This is a genomic window from Kumtagia ephedrae (assembly GCF_003012745.1).
GTDB classification, from domain to species: Bacteria; Pseudomonadota; Alphaproteobacteria; order Rhizobiales; family Rhizobiaceae; genus Kumtagia; species Kumtagia ephedrae.
In genome coordinates this window covers 12,944-30,308 of the sequence record NZ_PXYK01000002.1, presented here as the reverse complement: position 1 = coordinate 30,308, position 17,365 = coordinate 12,944, and the positions used below count along the sequence as shown (strand labels likewise).

15 protein-coding genes are annotated in these 17,365 nt (G+C 66.6%); 8 read left to right on the top strand and 7 right to left on the bottom strand.

What is annotated here, in order from left to right; genetic code table 11:
• Positions 1-10 precede the first annotated feature (10 nt).
• The 3 genes from C7I84_RS01900 to C7I84_RS01890 all read right to left on the bottom strand — a co-directional run bounded on the left by C7I84_RS01900 (position 11) and on the right by C7I84_RS01890 (position 3,207).
• Complete coding sequence (locus C7I84_RS01900) at positions 11-955, bottom strand: amino acid ABC transporter permease (RefSeq protein WP_106770464.1); 945 nt, start codon at positions 953-955, stop codon at positions 11-13.
• A 60-nt stretch (positions 956-1,015) separates the two neighbouring features.
• Positions 1,016-1,879, bottom strand: a complete 864-nt coding sequence (locus tag C7I84_RS01895; protein ID WP_106770463.1) for an ABC transporter substrate-binding protein — start codon at positions 1,877-1,879, stop codon at positions 1,016-1,018.
• Between the two features lie 314 nt (positions 1,880-2,193).
• Entirely contained in the window at positions 2,194-3,207 is a 1,014-nt protein-coding gene (locus C7I84_RS01890) for an isopenicillin N synthase family dioxygenase (protein ID WP_106770462.1), read from the bottom strand.
• A 99-nt stretch (positions 3,208-3,306) separates the two neighbouring features.
• On the opposite strand from C7I84_RS01890, the gene C7I84_RS01885 reads away from it, so the two are divergent.
• Entirely contained in the window at positions 3,307-4,251 is a 945-nt protein-coding gene (locus C7I84_RS01885) for a nucleoside hydrolase (RefSeq protein WP_106770461.1), read from the top strand.
• A 128-nt stretch (positions 4,252-4,379) separates the two neighbouring features.
• Positions 4,380-5,042, top strand: a complete 663-nt coding sequence (locus C7I84_RS01880; protein WP_165815945.1) for a TetR/AcrR family transcriptional regulator — start codon at positions 4,380-4,382, stop codon at positions 5,040-5,042.
• Positions 5,043-5,283: 241 nt separating this feature from the next.
• Here the strand turns inward: C7I84_RS01880 and capA are convergent, their stop codons facing one another.
• Positions 5,284-7,362, bottom strand: coding sequence for a caprolactamase subunit alpha (capA, locus tag C7I84_RS01875; RefSeq protein ID WP_106770459.1), 2,079 nt, complete (start codon positions 7,360-7,362; stop codon positions 5,284-5,286).
• Positions 7,363-7,373: 11 nt separating this feature from the next.
• Positions 7,374-9,128, bottom strand: coding sequence for a caprolactamase subunit beta (gene capB / locus C7I84_RS01870; RefSeq protein WP_106770458.1), 1,755 nt, complete (start codon positions 9,126-9,128; stop codon positions 7,374-7,376).
• 241 nt (positions 9,129-9,369) lie between these two features.
• Between capB and C7I84_RS01865 the strand changes: the two genes are divergently transcribed.
• Positions 9,370-10,347 (top strand): AraC-like ligand-binding domain-containing protein, encoded by a 978-nt coding sequence (locus C7I84_RS01865; RefSeq protein ID WP_106770457.1) that lies wholly within the window; start codon positions 9,370-9,372, stop codon positions 10,345-10,347.
• Positions 10,348-10,634: 287 nt separating this feature from the next.
• On the opposite strand, the gene C7I84_RS01860 is transcribed toward C7I84_RS01865, so the two are convergent.
• Entirely contained in the window at positions 10,635-11,546 is a 912-nt protein-coding gene (locus tag C7I84_RS01860) for a LysR family transcriptional regulator (protein WP_106770456.1), read from the bottom strand.
• A 270-nt stretch (positions 11,547-11,816) separates the two neighbouring features.
• Here C7I84_RS01860 and C7I84_RS01855 point away from each other — a divergent pair, with 270 nt between their 5' ends.
• Genes C7I84_RS01855 through C7I84_RS01835 form a run of 5 tightly spaced genes read left to right on the top strand, consistent with a single transcriptional unit; the run spans position 11,817 to position 16,060 of the window.
• Positions 11,817-12,587, top strand: a complete 771-nt coding sequence (locus C7I84_RS01855) for a 5-oxoprolinase subunit PxpA (protein WP_280954212.1) — start codon at positions 11,817-11,819, stop codon at positions 12,585-12,587.
• 12 nt (positions 12,588-12,599) lie between these two features.
• On the top strand, positions 12,600-12,842 hold the full coding sequence (locus tag C7I84_RS01850; RefSeq protein ID WP_106770455.1) for an acetyl-CoA carboxylase: 243 nt from the start codon (positions 12,600-12,602) through the stop codon (positions 12,840-12,842).
• Positions 12,839-14,224, top strand: coding sequence for an acetyl-CoA carboxylase biotin carboxylase subunit (locus C7I84_RS01845; protein WP_106770454.1), 1,386 nt, complete (start codon positions 12,839-12,841; stop codon positions 14,222-14,224). Before C7I84_RS01850 ends, C7I84_RS01845 begins: the two co-directional genes overlap by 4 nt.
• Positions 14,224-15,099, top strand: a complete 876-nt coding sequence (locus tag C7I84_RS01840) for a 5-oxoprolinase subunit B family protein (protein WP_106770453.1) — start codon at positions 14,224-14,226, stop codon at positions 15,097-15,099. The genes C7I84_RS01845 and C7I84_RS01840 overlap by 1 nt, the downstream gene beginning before the upstream one ends.
• Positions 15,089-16,060: a 5-oxoprolinase subunit C family protein gene (locus tag C7I84_RS01835; protein WP_106770452.1), complete on the top strand. Its 972-nt coding sequence runs from the start codon at positions 15,089-15,091 to the stop codon at positions 16,058-16,060. Before C7I84_RS01840 ends, C7I84_RS01835 begins: the two co-directional genes overlap by 11 nt.
• A 70-nt stretch (positions 16,061-16,130) precedes the next feature.
• Here the strand turns inward: C7I84_RS01835 and C7I84_RS01830 are convergent, their stop codons facing one another.
• The gene (locus C7I84_RS01830) at positions 16,131-17,153 is read right to left on the bottom strand and encodes a GntR family transcriptional regulator (protein ID WP_245428285.1); all 1,023 of its coding nucleotides are present in this window, start codon (positions 17,151-17,153) and stop codon (positions 16,131-16,133) included.
• Between the last annotated feature and the right edge of the window lie 212 nt (positions 17,154-17,365).

Below are 17,365 nucleotides of genomic sequence, written 5' to 3'. Positions count from 1 at the left end.
TTCACGTTGCTCATCGCGTCGCCCCCGCCGGCCGCGGCCTGAAGGCATTGCGCAGGATGCGCATCGACATCGGCTCGCTGCGGGTCTCGCTGCGGCCGAAATGCCGTTCGAGGAAGTGCTGTCCGACCGACATGATGCTGACCACCGCGAGATACCAGAACGCCACCACGATCAGGAGCGGGATGGTCTCGAAGGTGCGCGCATAGATCGACTGCGCCGAATAGAAGAGGTCGTCGACGGCGATGAAGGTCACCAGCGAGGTCATCTTCAACAGGTTGATCGCCTCGTTGCCGGTCGGCGGCACGACGAAGCGCATGGCCTGCGGCAGCACGATGCGCTTCAGGATGGTGCGGTAGGGCATGCCGAGCGCGCTCGCCGCCTCCGCCTGGCCGCTCGGCACCGACTTGATGCCGGCGCGGATGATTTCGGCCATGTAGCCGGCCTCGCACAGAGACAGGGCGACTACGGCCGACAGGAAGGGCGTCATGAAATCGTTGGTGCGCACCGAAAAGACGGTGCCGACGACCGGCAGCGTCAGCGAGAATTCGCGCACCAGCAGGGCCAGGTTGAACCAGAAGATCAGCTGGATCAGCGCCGGCACGCCGCGGAAGAACCAGACATAGGCGCCGGCGAAGGCGCGCAGCACCGGGCTAGGCGACACCCGCATGATGGCGATGACGGTGCCGATGACGATCGCGGCGGCCATGATGATGACGGTCAGGATCAGCGTGTTGCCGAGCCCGCGCATGATCGACGGATGGAACAGGTAGTTCGCCGCCGTGCCCCAGGCGAAGGCGGGGTTGCTGGCGAAGGCGCGGACGACGAAGAAGGCGACCAGCAGGGCAAGGGCCGTCCCGATCCAGATGCCGTAGTGCCGCCGCGGCACCACCACCAGCCTGTCGGCCGGTGCAACGGCCGGCCGGGCACTGAGGTCGCTTCCTTCGGCCGTGCTCATCGTCTCCCCGCGGTCCAGTCCGGATAGGTCGGCGCCGGGACGGGCCCGGCGCCGGAATGGTCATTCGGCACGCAGCGCGTCCATGCTGCCGACGAAATACGGCTCCTTGATCGCATAGGCGCCCATCCCGTACTTGTCGAGGATCGCCTGGTAGGTGCCGTTCCTGAACAGTTCGCCGAGTGCCGCGACCATCATGTCGGCGGTTCCCTTGTCGTCCTTGGCGATCGCCAGGCCGAGCGGGGCGATGTCGTAGAGCGTCGGCAGCACGACCAGTTGGCCCTTGCTGGTGACCTCGAAGTAGCTCGACGAGGTGGCGTCGTCCAGGCGCGCGTCGATGCGGTCCGACAGCACCGCCTGGATGATGTCGGTGGACGAATTGAACACCGACTTCTCGATCGCCTTCTGGCCCTTGTCGGTGCAGTCCTTGCTGAGCTTGTCGGCCAGGAAGTCGGAGGCGCTGCCCGCCGATACGCCGATGCGCTTGCCGCACAGCCCGGTATCGCCGGCGAAGCCGTCCTTCTTGTCCGGCGAGGTCGAGGCGGCGATGCCCGCCTTGATGAACATCACGAAATCGACCTGCGCCAGGCGCTCGGGATTGGCGGAAAAAGTCTCCCAGGCGATCTTGAAGCGACCGGCGGCCAGACCTGGGATCATGGTGGGGAAGGGCGTGCGCTGGACGTCCAGCTTGGCGTCGACCAGCTTTGCCACTTCGCCGGCGAGCTCGATGATGATGCCGGTCTGCTTGCCGTCGGCGTCGAGATATTCGAACGGCGCGAAATCGAGCGTGTTGGCGATCGTCAGCGTCCCCGTCTGCTCGACATCAGGCGATTTCGGCACGTCGGCGGCGATCGCCGCCGCGCTCCATGCCGCGATGGTTGCGGCGAGGCCGAGCCCCGCCAGGCGAAAGAGATGTTTTTTCGTCATTCCCACTCTCCTCTGGATTTTTTAGTGCCTTGTCCGTCCCTGTCCCGTCGGAGGCAGGGCTATCGCATATGAAATTACCCCCATCCCTAACCCCTCCCCACAAGGGGGAGGGGATCGGTTTGCAGCTCCGCTTGGTGCCAATCGTCTACGGTTTCGTTCGGCATGGCGGCAGCAAAGTCCCCCTCCCCCTTGAGGGGAGGGGTTAGGGGTGGGGGTACAAAGCGGCGAAAGTCCTCGTCGTCTGTCATGCGCAATTTCCCTGCGTCGGAAGGGGACGGCCAGGCATGGCACCAGGCCGTATTCCCATCTGCCGCTCAGGCGTCCCCGGCCTCGGCCGCCAGCTTCTTGCGGTAGTGGTAGTTCTTGTCGATGCGCTCCATCAGGTAGTCGCCATATTCGACCGGCCCGTATTTCGGCGCCGTGCCCTGCGGCACGCAGACGGGCAGCGCCTCGATCGTAGCCTCCATCGACGGATCGAAGAAGAACGGCTGCGAATAGCGCTCGCGCCCCGAGCGGTTGATCACCCGGTGCGGCGTCGACACGAACTGGTCGTTCGACCAGCGGGCAAGGATGTCGCCGACATTCATCACGAAGGAGTCCGGCACCGGCGGGGCAGGGACCCAGTCGCCGGCCTTGTTCTTGACCTCCAGGCCGCCGACGTCGTCCTGCGCCAGCAGCGTGATGAATCCGTAGTCGGTGTGCGGGGCGGAGCCGAACAGACCCTCCTCCTTCGGCTGGGTCGGGTAGTGCAGCAGCCGCAGGAAGGTGGTCGGGTCGTCGAAATGGCGGTCGAGGCTGTCGGCCGGCAGGCCGAGCGAGATCGAGATCGCGCCGACCATTTTGCGCGCCAGCGTGCTCATCGCGTCGACATAGCGCTGGATGGTCGCGTGGAAGCCTGGCAGCACCGCCTCGTCCGGCCATTGGTTGGGGCCCTGCAGCGGCTTGCCGGCCAGCGCGCGCGGATCGTCGGCCTCGACCTCGTGCATGAAGAAGATCGATTCGCTCTGGTTCGGCTTGCTGACGGTTGCGACCGAGGAGGTGACGATGGTCGAGCCGGCGAAGGGCAGGTAGCCGCGGAAGTTCTTGTCGATCTTGAGTGCGAGCTTCTGCTCCTCCGGCAGCGCGAAGAAGCGTTTGCTCGCCTCGCGCACGGCTTCCACGTCGGCGCGCGGGATCGAATGGCCGACGACATAGAGGAACCCGATGTTTTCCAGGTAGCCCCGCAGCGTCGATGCGATCTCGCGGATCGCCGCTTCGTCGCCGCCGTAGAGGCCCGAGACGTCCAGCATGGGAATCTCGGAAAAATCGCCGCGCTCGCTTGCAGCCATGGTTGCCGTCCTGCCTTGAACATAAGATACAGTACTGTATCTCTACACATCGGCGTGCTATCGGCAAGCCCCATCGAATGCAAGCAGGATCGGACGAAAATGGCGCCGCGAAAAATCATCATCGACACCGATCCAGGCCAGGACGACGCCTTCGCCATCCTGTTCGCGCTGGGCTCGCCGGCGGAGCTCGAGGTGGTCGGCATAACCACGGTCGGCGGCAACGTGCCGCTCGCACTGACCTCGAAGAATGCGCTGAAGGTGGTCGAGCTGGCCGGCCGTCCGGACGTCCCGGTCTATGCCGGCTGCCCGGCGCCGATGGTGCGCAAGCTGATCACGGCCGAGTATGTCCACGGCGAGACCGGCCTCGACGGCGCCGAGCTGCCCGAGCCGGTGACGCCGCTTCAGTCGGAGCATGCCGTCAACTACCTGACACGCGCCATCATGGACGCGCCGGAAGGCGAAATCACCGTCTGCACGCTCGGGCCGATGACCAACCTTGCGATGGCAATGACGATGGAGCCGCGCATCATCCCGCGCATCCGCGAGGTGGTGCTGATGGGCGGCGGCTTCTTCGAGGGCGGCAACGCCACGCCGGCGGCCGAGTTCAACATCTTCGTCGACCCGCACGCCGCCCACAAGGTCTTCCACTCCGGCGTGCCGGTGACCATGGCGGCGATCGACTGCACCTACAGCGCGCAGATGACGCCGGAATGGCTGGACCGGCTGCGCGCCACCGGCAGCCGCGCCGCGGTCGAGGCGGCGAACATGGCGGACTTTTTCCGCCAGTACGGCAGCCACAAATTCCCGACGGCCGCCCGGCCCATCCACGACGCCTGCGTCACCGGCTATCTCCTAGCGCCGCAGGTCTACGAGCAGCGCCAGTGCCATGTGACCGTCGACATCGTTTCGCCGGAGACGATCGGCATGACCGTGGTCGACTGGTGGCACGTCACCGGCCGCCCGAAAAACTGCAACGTGCTGCGGCGCATCGATCCGGCGCCCTTCTTCGAGCTGATGCTGGAGCGCATCGGCGCGCTGCCGTGATCAACGAGCGGTGGACGGCCGATTTGGCGCCTTTCGCCGGCGGCCGCCATCAGATGTATTGGCCGGGAAGATCGGCCGGACCGCGAGCGTCCGGCGGTTTTTCGCAGTTCATGGAGCGATGAAGCCTGGTGAAGCCAAAACGGCCGTCCGCTAGTTCCCCAGATAAGCCGCCTCGCTCGGCCGCGCCGCGCCAGACGCTCAGCCGCGAGGCCTGGGTCGCGGCGGCGCGCAAGGTGCTGGAGAAGCGTGGCATCGCCGAGGTGAAGATCGACCGGCTGGCCCGGCGCTTCAGGGTGACGCGCGGCAGCTTCTACTTTCACTTCTCCAGTCTGAAGGACCTTCACGACGAGCTTCTGCAGGAATGGCGCCGCGCCAACTGCGCGCCCTTCCGGGCGCTGCGCGCGACGGCCGAGATAGACGGCTACACGCTCTTCTCCACCATCGTCCATGTCTGGGTCGACGAGGATCCGTTCAGCCCGCAGCTCGACCTCGCCGTGCGCGACTGGGCGCGCACCTCGCGCGCCCTCGACAAGGAAGTGGCGGAGATCGACGATCTGCGCATCTCGCTGCTGGAGCGCGCCTTCCGGGCGATGGGCTATTCAGCGGACGAGAGCATCGTGCGCGCCCGTATCACCTATTTCCACCAGATCGGCCAATACGCCATCTCCTTCAAGGAAGACCCGGCGCAACGCAAGCGCTACCAGCCGCTGTTCGGCCAGGTCCTGCTCGGCCCGCTGGTCGAGGAGCCGGGCGCGCGAAAGGAGCCGGCGGCATCCGATGCCGGTTCTTGACCGCTGAAGCCCCCTCTCCGTCTCGCCCTTCGGGCTCGCCACCTCTCCCCACTTTCGTGGGGGCGAGGAACCGCTGCCGCGATGCCGGCGCCTCTCCAGCCTGGGTTCCTCGCCCCCACGCAGTGGGGGAGAGGTGGCGAGCCCGAAGGGTGAGACGGAGAGGGGGCTTGGCGAGAAGCTCAAAGGTCGGAGTCCACGGCCTTCGGTATTAGCTCGACCGGGAGAACGATCGCGATCCGCATCAACCCTTGCGCGTCAGCAGGTAGCTGCCGCTTTCATGCAGCGCCGCCGTCCAGTCCGGCTCCACCACGATCGTCGTGGTCACCTCCTCGATGATCGCGGGACCCGCGATCGTCGCGCCGACGCCCAGCTTCGAACCGTCGTAGACCGGCGTGGAGGTCGCGCTGCCGGAGGTGTCGAAGATCGCCTCGCGGCGGCCCTTCAGCGCGAGTTCGGCCGAGCCTTGGCCGGTCAGCCGCGGCGGCGCCGGCTTGTCGATGCGGCCGTAGATGGTCGATTCGATATTGACCACCTCGACCGCGCTGTGGCGCTCGCAATAGGTGTAGAGCTCCTCGTGCCGGGCATGGAAGGCGTCCTTGACGCGCCCGATGGTCTCGTCGGTGATCCGGAAGGTCCCGATATCCACCGTGCATTCGTGCACCTGCCCGACATAGCGCATGTCGAGGCTGCGGCCGATGTCGATCCTGGTGCCGGGGAAGCCGTCGGCCTTGAGATGTGCGACGCCGCGCTCCTCGATCTCCTCGAACAGCCGGTCGATGCGTTCGCTTGCGCCGGGCGTGTCGAGGCGCAGCGGGGCGGTCGCCATGTAGTTGTATTTCACGTCGGAGATGACCTGCCCGAAGGCGCACAGCCCGGAGGCGAGCTTTGGCAGGATGATGGTGTCGATCCCCATCTCGCGCGCCAGCGCGGTGATGTGCGCGGCGGTCGCCCCGCCCGCCCCCACAAGCACGAAGTCGCGCGGATCGTAGCCGCGCTCCACCGAGACGCGCCGGATGCCGTTGACCATGTTCGAGTTGACGATGGTGAACATGCCGTAGGCGGCCTGTTCGACGCTGATGCCGAGCGGCTCCGCCAGTTTCGCCACCGCCTGCCGCGCCTTGGCCTTGTCGAGCGGCAGCTTGCCGCCCAGCAGGCCCTCGGGATTGAGATAGCCGAGCACCAGGTTGGCGTCGGTTGTGGTCGGCTCGCTGCCGCCATTGCCGTAGCAGGCCGGCCCCGGCTCGGAGCCGGCCGACTGCGGCCCGACCTGCAGCAGGCCGAGGCTGTCGATCCAGCCGATCGAGCCGCCGCCGGCGCCGAGCGTCTCCACCTGGATCATCGGCACGCCGATGCGGTAGCGCAGGAAGTCGATGTTCTTGTTGAGGTTGGTCTGGCCGTTGCGCGTCAGCGTGATGTCGAAGGACGTGCCGCCCATGTCGACGGTGATGACGTTGTCCCTGCCGAACGGCTTGCCGACATAGAGGCCAGCCTGCGGCGCCGAGGCCGGTCCGGAGTTGATGGCGTAGACCGACCGGTCGGTCATCGCCTGGCCGATCGCCAGCCCGCCGTTCGACTGGAAGTAGCGCACCGGCTGTTTTGCGCCGAGCTCGCGGAAATAGCTGTCCACCGCGCCGACATAGCGCCGCATCACCGGCGCCAGATAGGCGTTGGTCACCGCCGTCGAGGTGCGTGTGTATTCGCGGATCTGCGGGTACAGCTCGCTGCCGACGGTGAGGATCGCGTCCGGCATCATCTCGCGCACGATTTCGGCGGCACGGCGCTCGTGTTCGGTGTTGAGCACCGACCAGACGAAGGAGATGGCGACGGTCTCCACTCCCTCCCTGAGGAACAGCCGGCAGGCGTCGCGCACGTCCTCCTCGTTCATCGGCACGCGGATGGAGCCGTCGGAGATGACGCGCTCGCGCACGCCTTTGCGCAGATAGCGCGGCACCAGCATGGTGGCGGCCGGATATTCTGGATCGTAGCGGTAGCCGTCCTCCTTGTGGCCGTTGCGGATCTCGATCGAATCCTCGTGGCCGGCGGTGCAGATCAGCCCGGTCCGGCCGCCGCGATGGGTGATCAGCGCGTTGAGGCCGACGGTGGTGCCGTTGATGCAGAGGTCGCAGTCGGCGACCAGCTCCGCCGGGGTGATGCCGAAATCGTCGGCGATCAGCTTCAGGCCGTCCCGGATGGCCTTGGTCGGATCAGAAGGAGTGGAGAGCGCCTTGAACAGCTTGACGTCGCCGCTCTTGCGGGAGGCGACGACGAAGTCGGTGAAGGTGCCGCCGGCATCGATGCCGAGACGATAAGCATGTTCCATTGCCGCTGCCCTCACGCTGCCCGGAGCCGCCGGGTCTCGGCCAGGTCGACTTCCAAAGTTTCGGGATCCTTGATGGCCACGCCGTAGTCGGCGCGCGCGCCTTCGATGGAGACCAGGCCGTTGCGAACGTCCCACACCACCTTGTCGACCGGCCGTTCGAACGGATTGCCGTAGCCGCCGCCGCCCGGGTTCAGGTTGGTGATGGTCTCGCCCGATTTGATCGTCTGGATGATGTTCTTGCGCTCGACGTCGACCTTGCCGCCGCGCCTGAGCTCGACCCGGCCGACCTTCCTGTCGACCAGCGCCGATTTGGCGCCGGCCGCGCCCATCGCCGGGATGCGGCGGCCCTCGCCGAAGCCGATGCACAGCATCTCGCCGTCAAGCGGCTCGACCTCCCAGGCCGTGCCCGAGCCGCCGCGGAACTTTCCGGCGCCGCCGGAATCCGTCATCAGCGAGTAGCGGTGGATGATGATCGGATAGGAATATTCCAGCAGCTCGACATCGCCGGAGGTGAGCGCACCGAAGCAGCATTCCGGGCCGACCGCGTGCCAGCCGTCCTGCTGCGGCGTGGCGCCGCCGCCGGAGATGATGGTGGCGAGCACCATGGTCACGAACTCCTCGCCGGTGCGGCTGTCCTTGCCGGCGATGTTGAGGCCGTTGGCGTGGCCCCACGACGCGGCGACCTTGGACGGCATCGCCTTCTCGAAGGCCAGCCGCACCGCGTCGGTCAGCGTCTCCATCGGCGTCGTCGTGCAGTTCATGTGCGGCGCCGGCTCCTGCGCGTTGCACAGCGTGCCCTTGGGGCCGAAGTCGATGCTGACGCAGCGGTAAAGGCCCTCGTTGTAGGGCGGCGGCAACGCCGCGAACATCATCAGCCCGAGATAGACGCCGGAATGCGAGTTGCCTTCGTAGGAATTGATGAAATAGGGGATCTGCGGCGGGCTGCTGATGGCGATGTGGCAGCTGTCGCCGGTGATCGTCACCGTCGCCCCGATCTCGAAATCGCCGAAACCGTGGCCGGCGTCCTCGAGGATCGCCTTGCCTTCATAGGTGCCGTCCGGCACTGTCGCGATCAGCGAGCGCATGTGCCGGTCGGCCATGTCGAGCAGCGTGTCGACGCAGGCGTCGACTGTCTCCTTGCCGTATTTGTCGAGCAGCGCGATCAAATTGCGCTCGCCGACCTGGCAGGCGCCGATGAGCGCGCGGAAATCGCCCTCCTGGTCGCGACGCGCCCGCATGTTGGTCAGGATCATGTTGAGGACGTCGTTGCGCGGCTTTCCCCGGTCCCAGATCTTGACCGGCGGGATGCGCAGGCATTCGGCGTAGATCTCGGTGGCGTTCGGGTTGTAGCCGGCCGGCACCGGGCCGCCGATGTCGGTGAGATGACCCTTGCACACCGTCCAGTAAACCAGCTCGCCGCGATAGAAGACCGGCTTGTACATGCAGGTGTCGATGGCGTGGCTGCCGCCGAAGGCCGGGTCGTTGTGCAGGAACAGGTCGCCCTCGTGGATGTCGTCGCCGAAGAATTTTGCCACCGCCTTCATCGCCGGGATGAGCGAACCGAGATGAATCGGGATGTCCTGCCCCTGCAGGATCATCTCGGGCCGGGCGTTGAACAGCGCCGTCGAATAGTCGTGCGCCAGGTTGAACACCGACGAGCGCGCCGTCTTCTCCAGCGCCAGCGTCATCTCGCGCTGCGTCGTTTCGAGTACGCCCCGCACCACCGACAGGGTGATCGGGTCGACGTTTGCCGCTGTCGCCGTCATTCGTTCCTCCAGTGCCGCGGCGATGCGGCAAGCGGCCCGCGAGGCCGTCTGCCGACAGAGTGTTCCCGAAAAGATCGCCGGCGGCTTCCGCGCCGTTTGCCTGCGCAAGCCAAGCAGCTTTGCCGGCTCCCGTCTTTGCGCTGAGGGAAGGACGCGTTGACGCCGGGCGCACTTTCGCGGCCGCCGCGTTGCGTTCGCGCCCCGCCGCGCATACTCTTGCCGCTGCTCTCGCGGACGGACGATGAAGGTTTCGGTAAGCACCACCGCCACGCATTCCGCCGACCGAAGCCGGCACTGGCATCGGGCGATCGCCAGCGCCTATTTCCCGCTCGACCTCACCTTCCGCAATCCCGACCGCTTCTTCGGCGACCTGACGATCTGGCAGTTCGGCGAGGTCTCGGTGTCGCGCCTCACCTCGGACGGCCTGCAATATCTCAGGCAGCCGCGCCACCTCGGAGCCGGGCGGAGCGAGGAATTCCTGGTCACCGTGCCGGCGCGCTCGGAGGTCTACTTCTCGCAATGCGGAAGCGACATCCGCTGCGCGCCCGGCGGCTTCTTCCTGGAGCGCAGCCACGAGCCCTACACCTTCAGCCACGGCGAGCCGGCCGATCTCTGGGTGCTGAAGGTGACGTCGCAGGCGCTGGCCGAGCGCATCCGCGGCCCCGACCGGCTGTGCTCGCTGCGGTTCGACGCCGCCAACGGGGCAGGGGGGCTGTTCACCGACATGCTGCACCTGCTGCCGGCCCGCTTCGACACGCTGACGCCGGAATCGCGCACCGCCGTCGGACGGCAGTTGGTCGATCTGCTGGTGCTGGCGATCAAGGCCGACGAGCGCATCCTGGCGTCGCGGCAGTCCTCGGTCCGCAACGCGCATCTGGCGCGCATCGAGGCCTTCATCCGCGCGCATCTGCAGGACCCGCGGCTCGACCCGGACATGGTGGCGCGCGCCTGCGGCCTGTCCACCCGCTACCTTCACACCTTGTTCAGAGACACCGATCAGACGGTGGCGACCTGGATCCGCGAGCAGCGTCTCGCGGCATGCCGGGCCGCGCTCGACGAGCCCGACAACTGCCAGACGGTCGCCGAGATCGCCTATCGCTGGGGTTTTGGCGACCAGACGCAGTTTTCGCGGGCCTTCAAGAGCCAGTACGGCCTGCCGCCCGGCGAATATCGCGACCAGTCAAGGCGCCGGCGGGCCGAGGCGCGTGGCTCGGACTGAGCTGTACCCGTTTAAGCCGATGCGGCGAATGGGTGGCATAATCGCCGCATATTGTGCGGTGATTATTGCCTTTGCGACGAGTACGTTCGAAGCGGAACCACCGGGGACAGTTTACTTTCTTTCGGCAGAAAGCCGCAGCAAGCCAGACGTCGCGCGGGCCGAAAAAAGTAAACTGTCCCCGGCGCTTACGCCCCGCATCGCACTCCGTCCAGCACCCCTCATCTGGCCGAGCGAAGCGAGGTCGGATGAGGGGTGCTGGACGGAGTGCGACTCAGCCGCCGCCCACCTCACGCCACCCGGCTGACCGGGATATGAAAGGCCTGCTGGAAATAGGAGCGCACCGCCAGCATCGCCGGGGTGAATTCCACCGTTCGCCGCCAGGCGAGGCCGACATCCATCGCCGGCACAGGATCGCGCATGGTGATCGTCTCAATGCGCCGGCCCTCCAGCGACCACGGCCGATGCACCATGTCGGACAGGATCGCCACGCCCTGGCCGTTGCCGACCATCGAGCGGACGGCCTCCACCGAGGAGGTGCGCAAAATGGTCTTCGGCTGGTAGAGCGAGGCGCTCCAGTATTTCATCGCCGTATGCGCCGCCTCGTCGACGGTCAGCATGATGTACGGCTCCTTCGAAACCTCCTCCAGGCCGACGCTCGGCAATTGCAGGAGCGGGTGCTGCGTCGGCACCCACAGCCGGCGGGTCGAACTCAGCAGCTTCTCCGTGGTGAGCTGCGGGTTGAGGATGTTGGAGGTGAGCAGCACCGCGATGTCGTAGCGGTTGGTGAGCAGCCCCTCCTCGATCGATTCCCGGTTGAGTTCGAACAGCTGGATGTCGAGTCGCGGGAACAGCCGCTGCAGCCGCTCGATGTGATAGGGCAGGAAGTAGCCGATGACCGTATAGGTCGCTGCCATGGTCAGCGAACCCTCCACCGTGTTGCTGACGGCGTTCAGGTGGGTCGCGTCGTCGACCTTCTTCAGGATGTCGTAGGCATGTGAGAGCAGCTCTCGGCCGGCCGGCGTCAGGTCCATGCCATGCGCCGTGCGCACGAACAGCTCGGCCCCGACATGGCGCTCGAGCTCCTTGACGGCGGTGGTGATCGCCGATTGCGAGATGGAAAGGTTGACCGCCGCCTGCGAGATCTGTCCGACCTCGGCGGTGGCGACGAAATAGCGGAGCTGCTTGAGGCTGAGCGACATCCAAAGCTTTCCGAAAAACTGAACAGCATCTTCGAAATATCAGAATTGGTGATCGCCGTGGACAGGGTCCTATGCCTGCGACCTGGGCAGTTCTCGCCTAAGCGCCTGACTTCGAACTGCCTATATCGGCGGCGGCCTGCCCGCGCCCGTTCTGAATTTTTTATACCATGGGGCAAAAGATAGAATTTTTCAAACCACTCTCGATCTCCTAGCCTGCCTCTCCGATGCAGCGCCGGCTGCCGGCCGTGTCGCAAGCAGCAGAGGTGGTCAGTGCGTTCCGTCGACATCAACTGCGACATGGGGGAGGCTTTCGGCCGCTGGCGCATCGGCGATACCGACGACGCCTCGTTGATGCCCTTGATCAGCTCCGCCAACATCGCCGCTGGCTTCCATGCCGGCGATCCCAATTTGATGGACGAGACGGTGCGGCTGGCCGTCAGCCACGGTGTCGGCGTCGGCGCGCATCCCGGCTATCCCGACCTACAGGGGTTCGGGCGGCGCAGGATCGCCGGCACCGGCAAGGAGCTGGTCAACGACATCGTCTACCAGGTCGGCGCGCTGAAGGAATTCGCGCGGCGGCATGGCGCGCAGTTGCAGCATGTGAAGCCGCACGGCGCGCTCTACATGGAGATGGCAGTCAATGCCGAGCTGTCGCGCATCTTCGTCGAATACATGCGTACCGTGCAGCCCAACACGTTCATCTTCTGCATGGGCGGCTCGGCCACCTGGCAGGCGGCGCGCGATGTCGGCCAGCCGGTCATCCGCGAGTTCTACGCCGACCGCGATTACGACGATTCCGGCTCGATCGTGTTCACCCGCGATGCCGGGCGCCCCGACCCGAAGCAGATCGCACAGAAGGTCGTGCGCGCCTGCACCGAGGGCAAGGTCCGCACCGTGACCGGCAACGACATCGACATCGCCTTCGAATCCGTCTGCTTCCATTCCGACACGCTGGGCGCCTTCGACATCGCCAGCCGCATGCGCGAGGCGCTGAAGGCAGCGGGAATCCGCATCGCGCCCGTTTCCACGATCGCTACCTGAGGATTCTTGTAGATGAGCAAGCACGAGATCAGAGCGCCCATGCCCGGCACGTTCTACCGGTCGCCGTCGCCCGACGCGCCGGCCTTCAAGGTCGACGGCGATGCGGTGGCGAGCGGCGACACCATCGGCCTGATCGAGGTCATGAAGACCTTTCACGAGGTTTCGGCCGGCGTCGACGGCAAGGCGATCCGCTTCCTGCTCGACAATGAGGAGCCGATCATGGCCGGCCAGGTCATCGCCGAGGTCGAGGCATGACCATCCGCTCGCTTCTCGTTGCCAACCGCGGCGAGATCGCGGTGCGCATCGTCAAGGCGGCCAAGGCGCTCGGCATCCGCACCGTGCAGGTCCACAGCGCCGCCGATGCAGACATGCTGGCGGTGCGGCTGGCCGACGAGGCGGTCGACATCGGCCCGCCGGCGGCAAAAAAATCCTATCTCAACATCGAGGCCGTCATCGCTGCCGCCAGGGCGGCGGGCGTCGACGCCGTCCATCCCGGCTACGGCTTCCTGTCCGAGAACGCGGATTTCGCCGATGCCGTCGAGGCGGCGGGGCTGATCTTCATCGGCCCGAAGGGCGACGCCATCCGCCTCCTCGGCGACAAGGTCGCCGCCCGCGAGGTCGCGGCGCGCGCCGGCGTGCCCACCGTGCCGGGCAGCGCCGGCCGGGTTTCCAGCATCGACGAGGCCCGCGACGGGGTCGCGCAAGCCGGCTTTCCGATCATGATCAAGGCCGCCGCCGGCGGCGGCGGGCGCGGCATCCGCATCGCCGCCGACATGGCCGACCTGGACCGGCATTTTCCGCAGGCCTCGTCCGAGGCGCTGGCCGCCTTCGGCGACGGCGGCCTTTATCTGGAGAAGGTGATAGGCAAGGCCCGCCACGTCGAGGTGCAGATTCTCGGCGACGGCAAAAACTTCATCCACTGTTTCGAGCGCGAATGCTCGCTGCAGCGCCGGCGCCAGAAGGTGTGGGAGGAGGCCCCGTCCTTCCTGCTGCCGGCCGACGTGCGCGAAAAGCTGTGCGCGAGCGCCGTGGCGCTGGCGCGTGAGGTGAAGTACAGCGGCGCCGGCACCGTCGAATATCTCTACGACGAGGACAGCCGCGAATTCTATTTCATCGAGGTCAACACGCGCATCCAGGTCGAGCATCCGGTGACGGAGATGGTCACCGGCATCGACCTCGTCCAGGAGATGATCCGCGTCGCCGGCGGCGCGCCGCTGTCGGTCCGGCAGGAGGACGTCGCGCTGCGCGGCCACGCCATCGAATGCCGCATCAACGCCGAGGACCCGGCGCGCGGCTTCATGCCGGCGCCCGGCACGGTGCGGCGGCTGGTCGTGCCGGAAGGCGAGGGCATCCGCTTCGACACCATGCTCTACGAGGGCTACACGATCCCGCCCTTCTACGATTCGCTGCTCGGCAAGCTGGTCGTCTGGGCCGAGACGCGCGACGCCTGCCTCGACCGGCTGAGATCGGCGCTGAGGGGCCTCGTCATCGACGGGGTCGCGACCACCGTGCCGCTGCATCTGGCGCTCGCCGCTGACGACAGCGTGCGGCGCGGCGACTTTCACACGAGATTTCTGGAAGGCTGGCTGGACGAGGTGTTCGCCCGCCAGGCGCAGCCGAAGGCGGAGGTGGCTTGATGGGCGTTCGTTATTCCTTCGGCGGCGACGAGCACCTGTTCGTCGAATGCAGCGAGGAGATGTCGCTGGACGCCTTCTTCAAGAGCCTGTCCATGTCCGGCGGGGTTCGCGACAGCGGCATCAGGGGCGTCACGGAGATCTGCCCGGCCAACGCCTCGCTCCAGGTTAAGTTCGACCCGGACGTGATCAGCCCGGACGACATCCTCAAGGAAGTCAAGGCGATCGAGCAGGCGGCCGAGAAGGCCGAGCCGGTCATCCATACGCGCATCGTCGAGATCCCGGTCTTCTACAACGATCCGTGGACGCATGAGACGCTGATGCGCTTTCGCGAGCGGCACCAGGATCCGTCGGGCACCGACCTCGACTACGCCGCGCGCATCAACGACTACGGCTCGGTCGACGACTTCGTCGCCGCCCATTCCGGCTCGCCCTGGTTTGTCTCCATGGTCGGCTTCGTCGCCGGCCTGCCGTTCATGTACCAGATGGTCGAGCGGCAGCGGCAGATCCAGGTGCCGAAATACCTGCGCCCGCGCACCGACACGCCGAAGCTGACGGTCGGGCATGGCGGCTGCTTCGGCTGCATCTATTCGGTACGCGGCGCCGGCGGCTACCAGATGTTCGGCATCACGCCGATGCCGATCTTCGACCCGACGCAGACCACCAGCTACCTCCGCGACTTCATGGTGTTCTTCCGCCCGGGCGACATCGTCAAGTTCAAGGCGATCGGCCGCGACGCTTACGACCAGGCCGTCGAGGACGTCGCCGGCGGACGCTTTGCGCCGCCGATCCGCGAGGTCAGCTTCGACCTGCGCGAATTCCGCCGTGACATCGACGGCTACAATGCCAAGCTCGAGGGCGTGCTCAATGGCAATTAAGGTTGTGCATCACGGTCTGGCGACCACCGTCCAGGATCTCGGCCGGCCCGGCTATTTCCATCTCGGCATCCCGGTCGGCGGCGCCATGGATCGCTACGCGTTGCGCGCCGCCAACCTGCTCGTCGGCAATGACGAGGGCGCGGCCGGCCTGGAAGCCGTCTTCATCGGCCCGAAACTCGAATTCACCGAGGACGGGTTGGTCGCCGTGACCGGCGCCGACATGCCGGCCAAAGTCGACGGTGTGGCGCAGCCTGGCTGGACGGCGTTCAAGGTCAAGGCCGGCCAGACGCTCACCTTCGACTTCCTGAAGTCGGGCGCCCGCATCTACATCGCCGTCTCCGGCGGCATCGACGTGCCGGTGGCGCTCGGCAGCCGCTCCACCTATCCGATCGGCGCGCTCGGCGGCTACAAGGGCCGGCCGCTGGCGGCGGGCGACGAACTGCCGGTCGGCAAGGGCAGCCTCGCCGCGGAGGGGCGCTCGCTCCGCGAAAAATTCCGCCGCGCGCCGAGCATGCCGGTCGAGCTGCGCGTGCTGCCCGGCCTGTACTGGCACCGCGTCACCGAGGAATCGCAGAAAAACTTCTTCGCCGACGAGTGGAAGGTCGCCAATGAGGCCGACCGCATGGGCTACCGCTTCAAGGGCGGCAGAAAACTCGACTTCGTCGAGCGCGAGCAGCCTTTCGGCGCCGGCTCCGACCCCTCCAACATCGTCGACAGCTGCTATCCCTACGGCTCCATCCAGGTGCCGGGCGGCACCGAGCCGATCATCCTGCACCGCGACGCCGTCTCCGGCGGCGGCTACTTCATGGTCGGCACGGTGATCTCGGCCGACATGGACCTGATCGGGCAACTGCAGCCGCACACGCCGACACGCTTCGTCGAGGTGACGATGGAAGAGGCGCTGGCGGCGCGAAAGGCCCGCCGCGCCGCGCTCGACGCGCTCCACGTGGCGCTGGCGTGAGCGGGAGAGGGCGATGCGACACGCTCCGCTTCGCCCGCTGCCTTTCGCGCCTGTCTGCGCGCTGCGGACCCTAGTCCAGCACCGGCGTGAGATAGGCGGCCGTCGCGCCCGGCCGCGGGATGATCGCGACGATCTTCATCTGCGCGATGGTCCGGTTGAGCGACGCTTCGAGATGCGTGTCCATCATCGAGACCGCCGCGTCCGTCGCGCCGCGCTGCAGCAGTTCGACGATCAGCCTGAGCTCCGTGATGATCGCCGGGTCGCCCGGCAGGCCGAGCCGGCGCAGCAGCCGCTCGGTGGCCGTCACCGGCAAAAGGTTGTTGCGCACCAGGTCGCGCAGCCGCTCGTTGGGGGCAGCAAGCACGCAGCATTCGATGAAGTCGGCCTGCACCGCCTCGACCTCGCGCAGGAAATCGCCGCCGCTGCCGCCCTCGGCCTGGCGCAGCCGCGCCAGCAGCGCCTCCAGCCGCGCCTGGTCGATGGCGCCGGCGCCGAGGCGGATCGCCGGCGGCTCCAGCATCCTGCGCAGCGCGAAATGGTCCTTGACCGTCTGCGCCGTCAGCGGGCCGGCGATCCAGTGCGAGCTCTGGTTCTTGCGCACCAGCCCGCGCTCGCGCAGCCGCGTCAGCACGTCCCGCACCACGGTGCGGCTGACGTTGAAATGATTGGCGAGCTCCATCTCGATGATGCGGTACTGGCCGAAGATCACGCATCCGGCGACGTCCGCCTCGACCGTGTTGTAGATCCGCTCCCACGAGGAGCGGCTCTGCAGTGCCTCGTCGGCATGGCGCGGCACGATCAGGCCGAGCGACTTGATCTCCGTCCTGTTCGGCTCGATGGCGCTGCCCGGCGCGCCGACCAGGAAGCCGCGTCCGGCGAAGCGGTGGATCAGCCCCTCCGCTTCGAGGGCCTGCAGCGCCCGCTGCACCGGTGCGCGCGATATCTGCAGGATCTCGGCGATCGGGCCTTCGAGAAGCACCAGCCCGGGCGGCAGGATGCCGGCCTCGATATTGCCGCGCAGCACGTCTTCGGCGATCTCGTAGCGCCTCTGCGTGCCGGCGGTTGTGCGGTCGTCGTCCATGGTTCCCGTCATGCGTCCGCATCGTTCGATCGCGCGCACACTGGCGTATTCTCCTTGCAAAGGAAAGGATGCCATAAAATGACTATTGAATACAAAAGGAAAACGCGCACGAGTTAGTCCCGTGGCATGAAGCCGCCTGGACTGGCTGCCTAAGGATTACGACTTTTCTGCCGAATGCTGCCCGGAATCGCGGCAAACGGCACAGATGCGCTGTGCTTGGCGCG

Bases quoted from the DNA above. Each gene is read 5' to 3' on its own strand.
- C7I84_RS01840 (WP_106770453.1), top strand. From the start codon at position 14,224: ATGGGCGTTCGTTATTCCTTCGGCGGCGACGAGCACCTGTTCGTCGAA.
- capB (WP_106770458.1), bottom strand. From the start codon at position 9,128: ATGACGGCGACAGCGGCAAACGTCGACCCGATCACCCTGTCGGTGGTG.
- C7I84_RS01835 (WP_106770452.1), top strand. From the start codon at position 15,089: ATGGCAATTAAGGTTGTGCATCACGGTCTGGCGACCACCGTCCAGGAT.
- C7I84_RS01865 (WP_106770457.1), top strand. From the start codon at position 9,370: ATGAAGGTTTCGGTAAGCACCACCGCCACGCATTCCGCCGACCGAAGC.
- C7I84_RS01900 (WP_106770464.1), bottom strand. From the start codon at position 955: ATGAGCACGGCCGAAGGAAGCGACCTCAGTGCCCGGCCGGCCGTTGCA.
- C7I84_RS01845 (WP_106770454.1), top strand. From the start codon at position 12,839: ATGACCATCCGCTCGCTTCTCGTTGCCAACCGCGGCGAGATCGCGGTG.
- C7I84_RS01885 (WP_106770461.1), top strand. From the start codon at position 3,307: ATGGCGCCGCGAAAAATCATCATCGACACCGATCCAGGCCAGGACGAC.
- C7I84_RS01895 (WP_106770463.1), bottom strand. From the start codon at position 1,879: ATGACGAAAAAACATCTCTTTCGCCTGGCGGGGCTCGGCCTCGCCGCA.
- C7I84_RS01850 (WP_106770455.1), top strand. From the start codon at position 12,600: ATGAGCAAGCACGAGATCAGAGCGCCCATGCCCGGCACGTTCTACCGG.
- C7I84_RS01890 (WP_106770462.1), bottom strand. From the start codon at position 3,207: ATGGCTGCAAGCGAGCGCGGCGATTTTTCCGAGATTCCCATGCTGGAC.
- C7I84_RS01830 (WP_245428285.1), bottom strand. From the start codon at position 17,153: ATGACGGGAACCATGGACGACGACCGCACAACCGCCGGCACGCAGAGG.
- C7I84_RS01860 (WP_106770456.1), bottom strand. From the start codon at position 11,546: ATGTCGCTCAGCCTCAAGCAGCTCCGCTATTTCGTCGCCACCGCCGAG.
- capA (WP_106770459.1), bottom strand. From the start codon at position 7,362: ATGGAACATGCTTATCGTCTCGGCATCGATGCCGGCGGCACCTTCACC.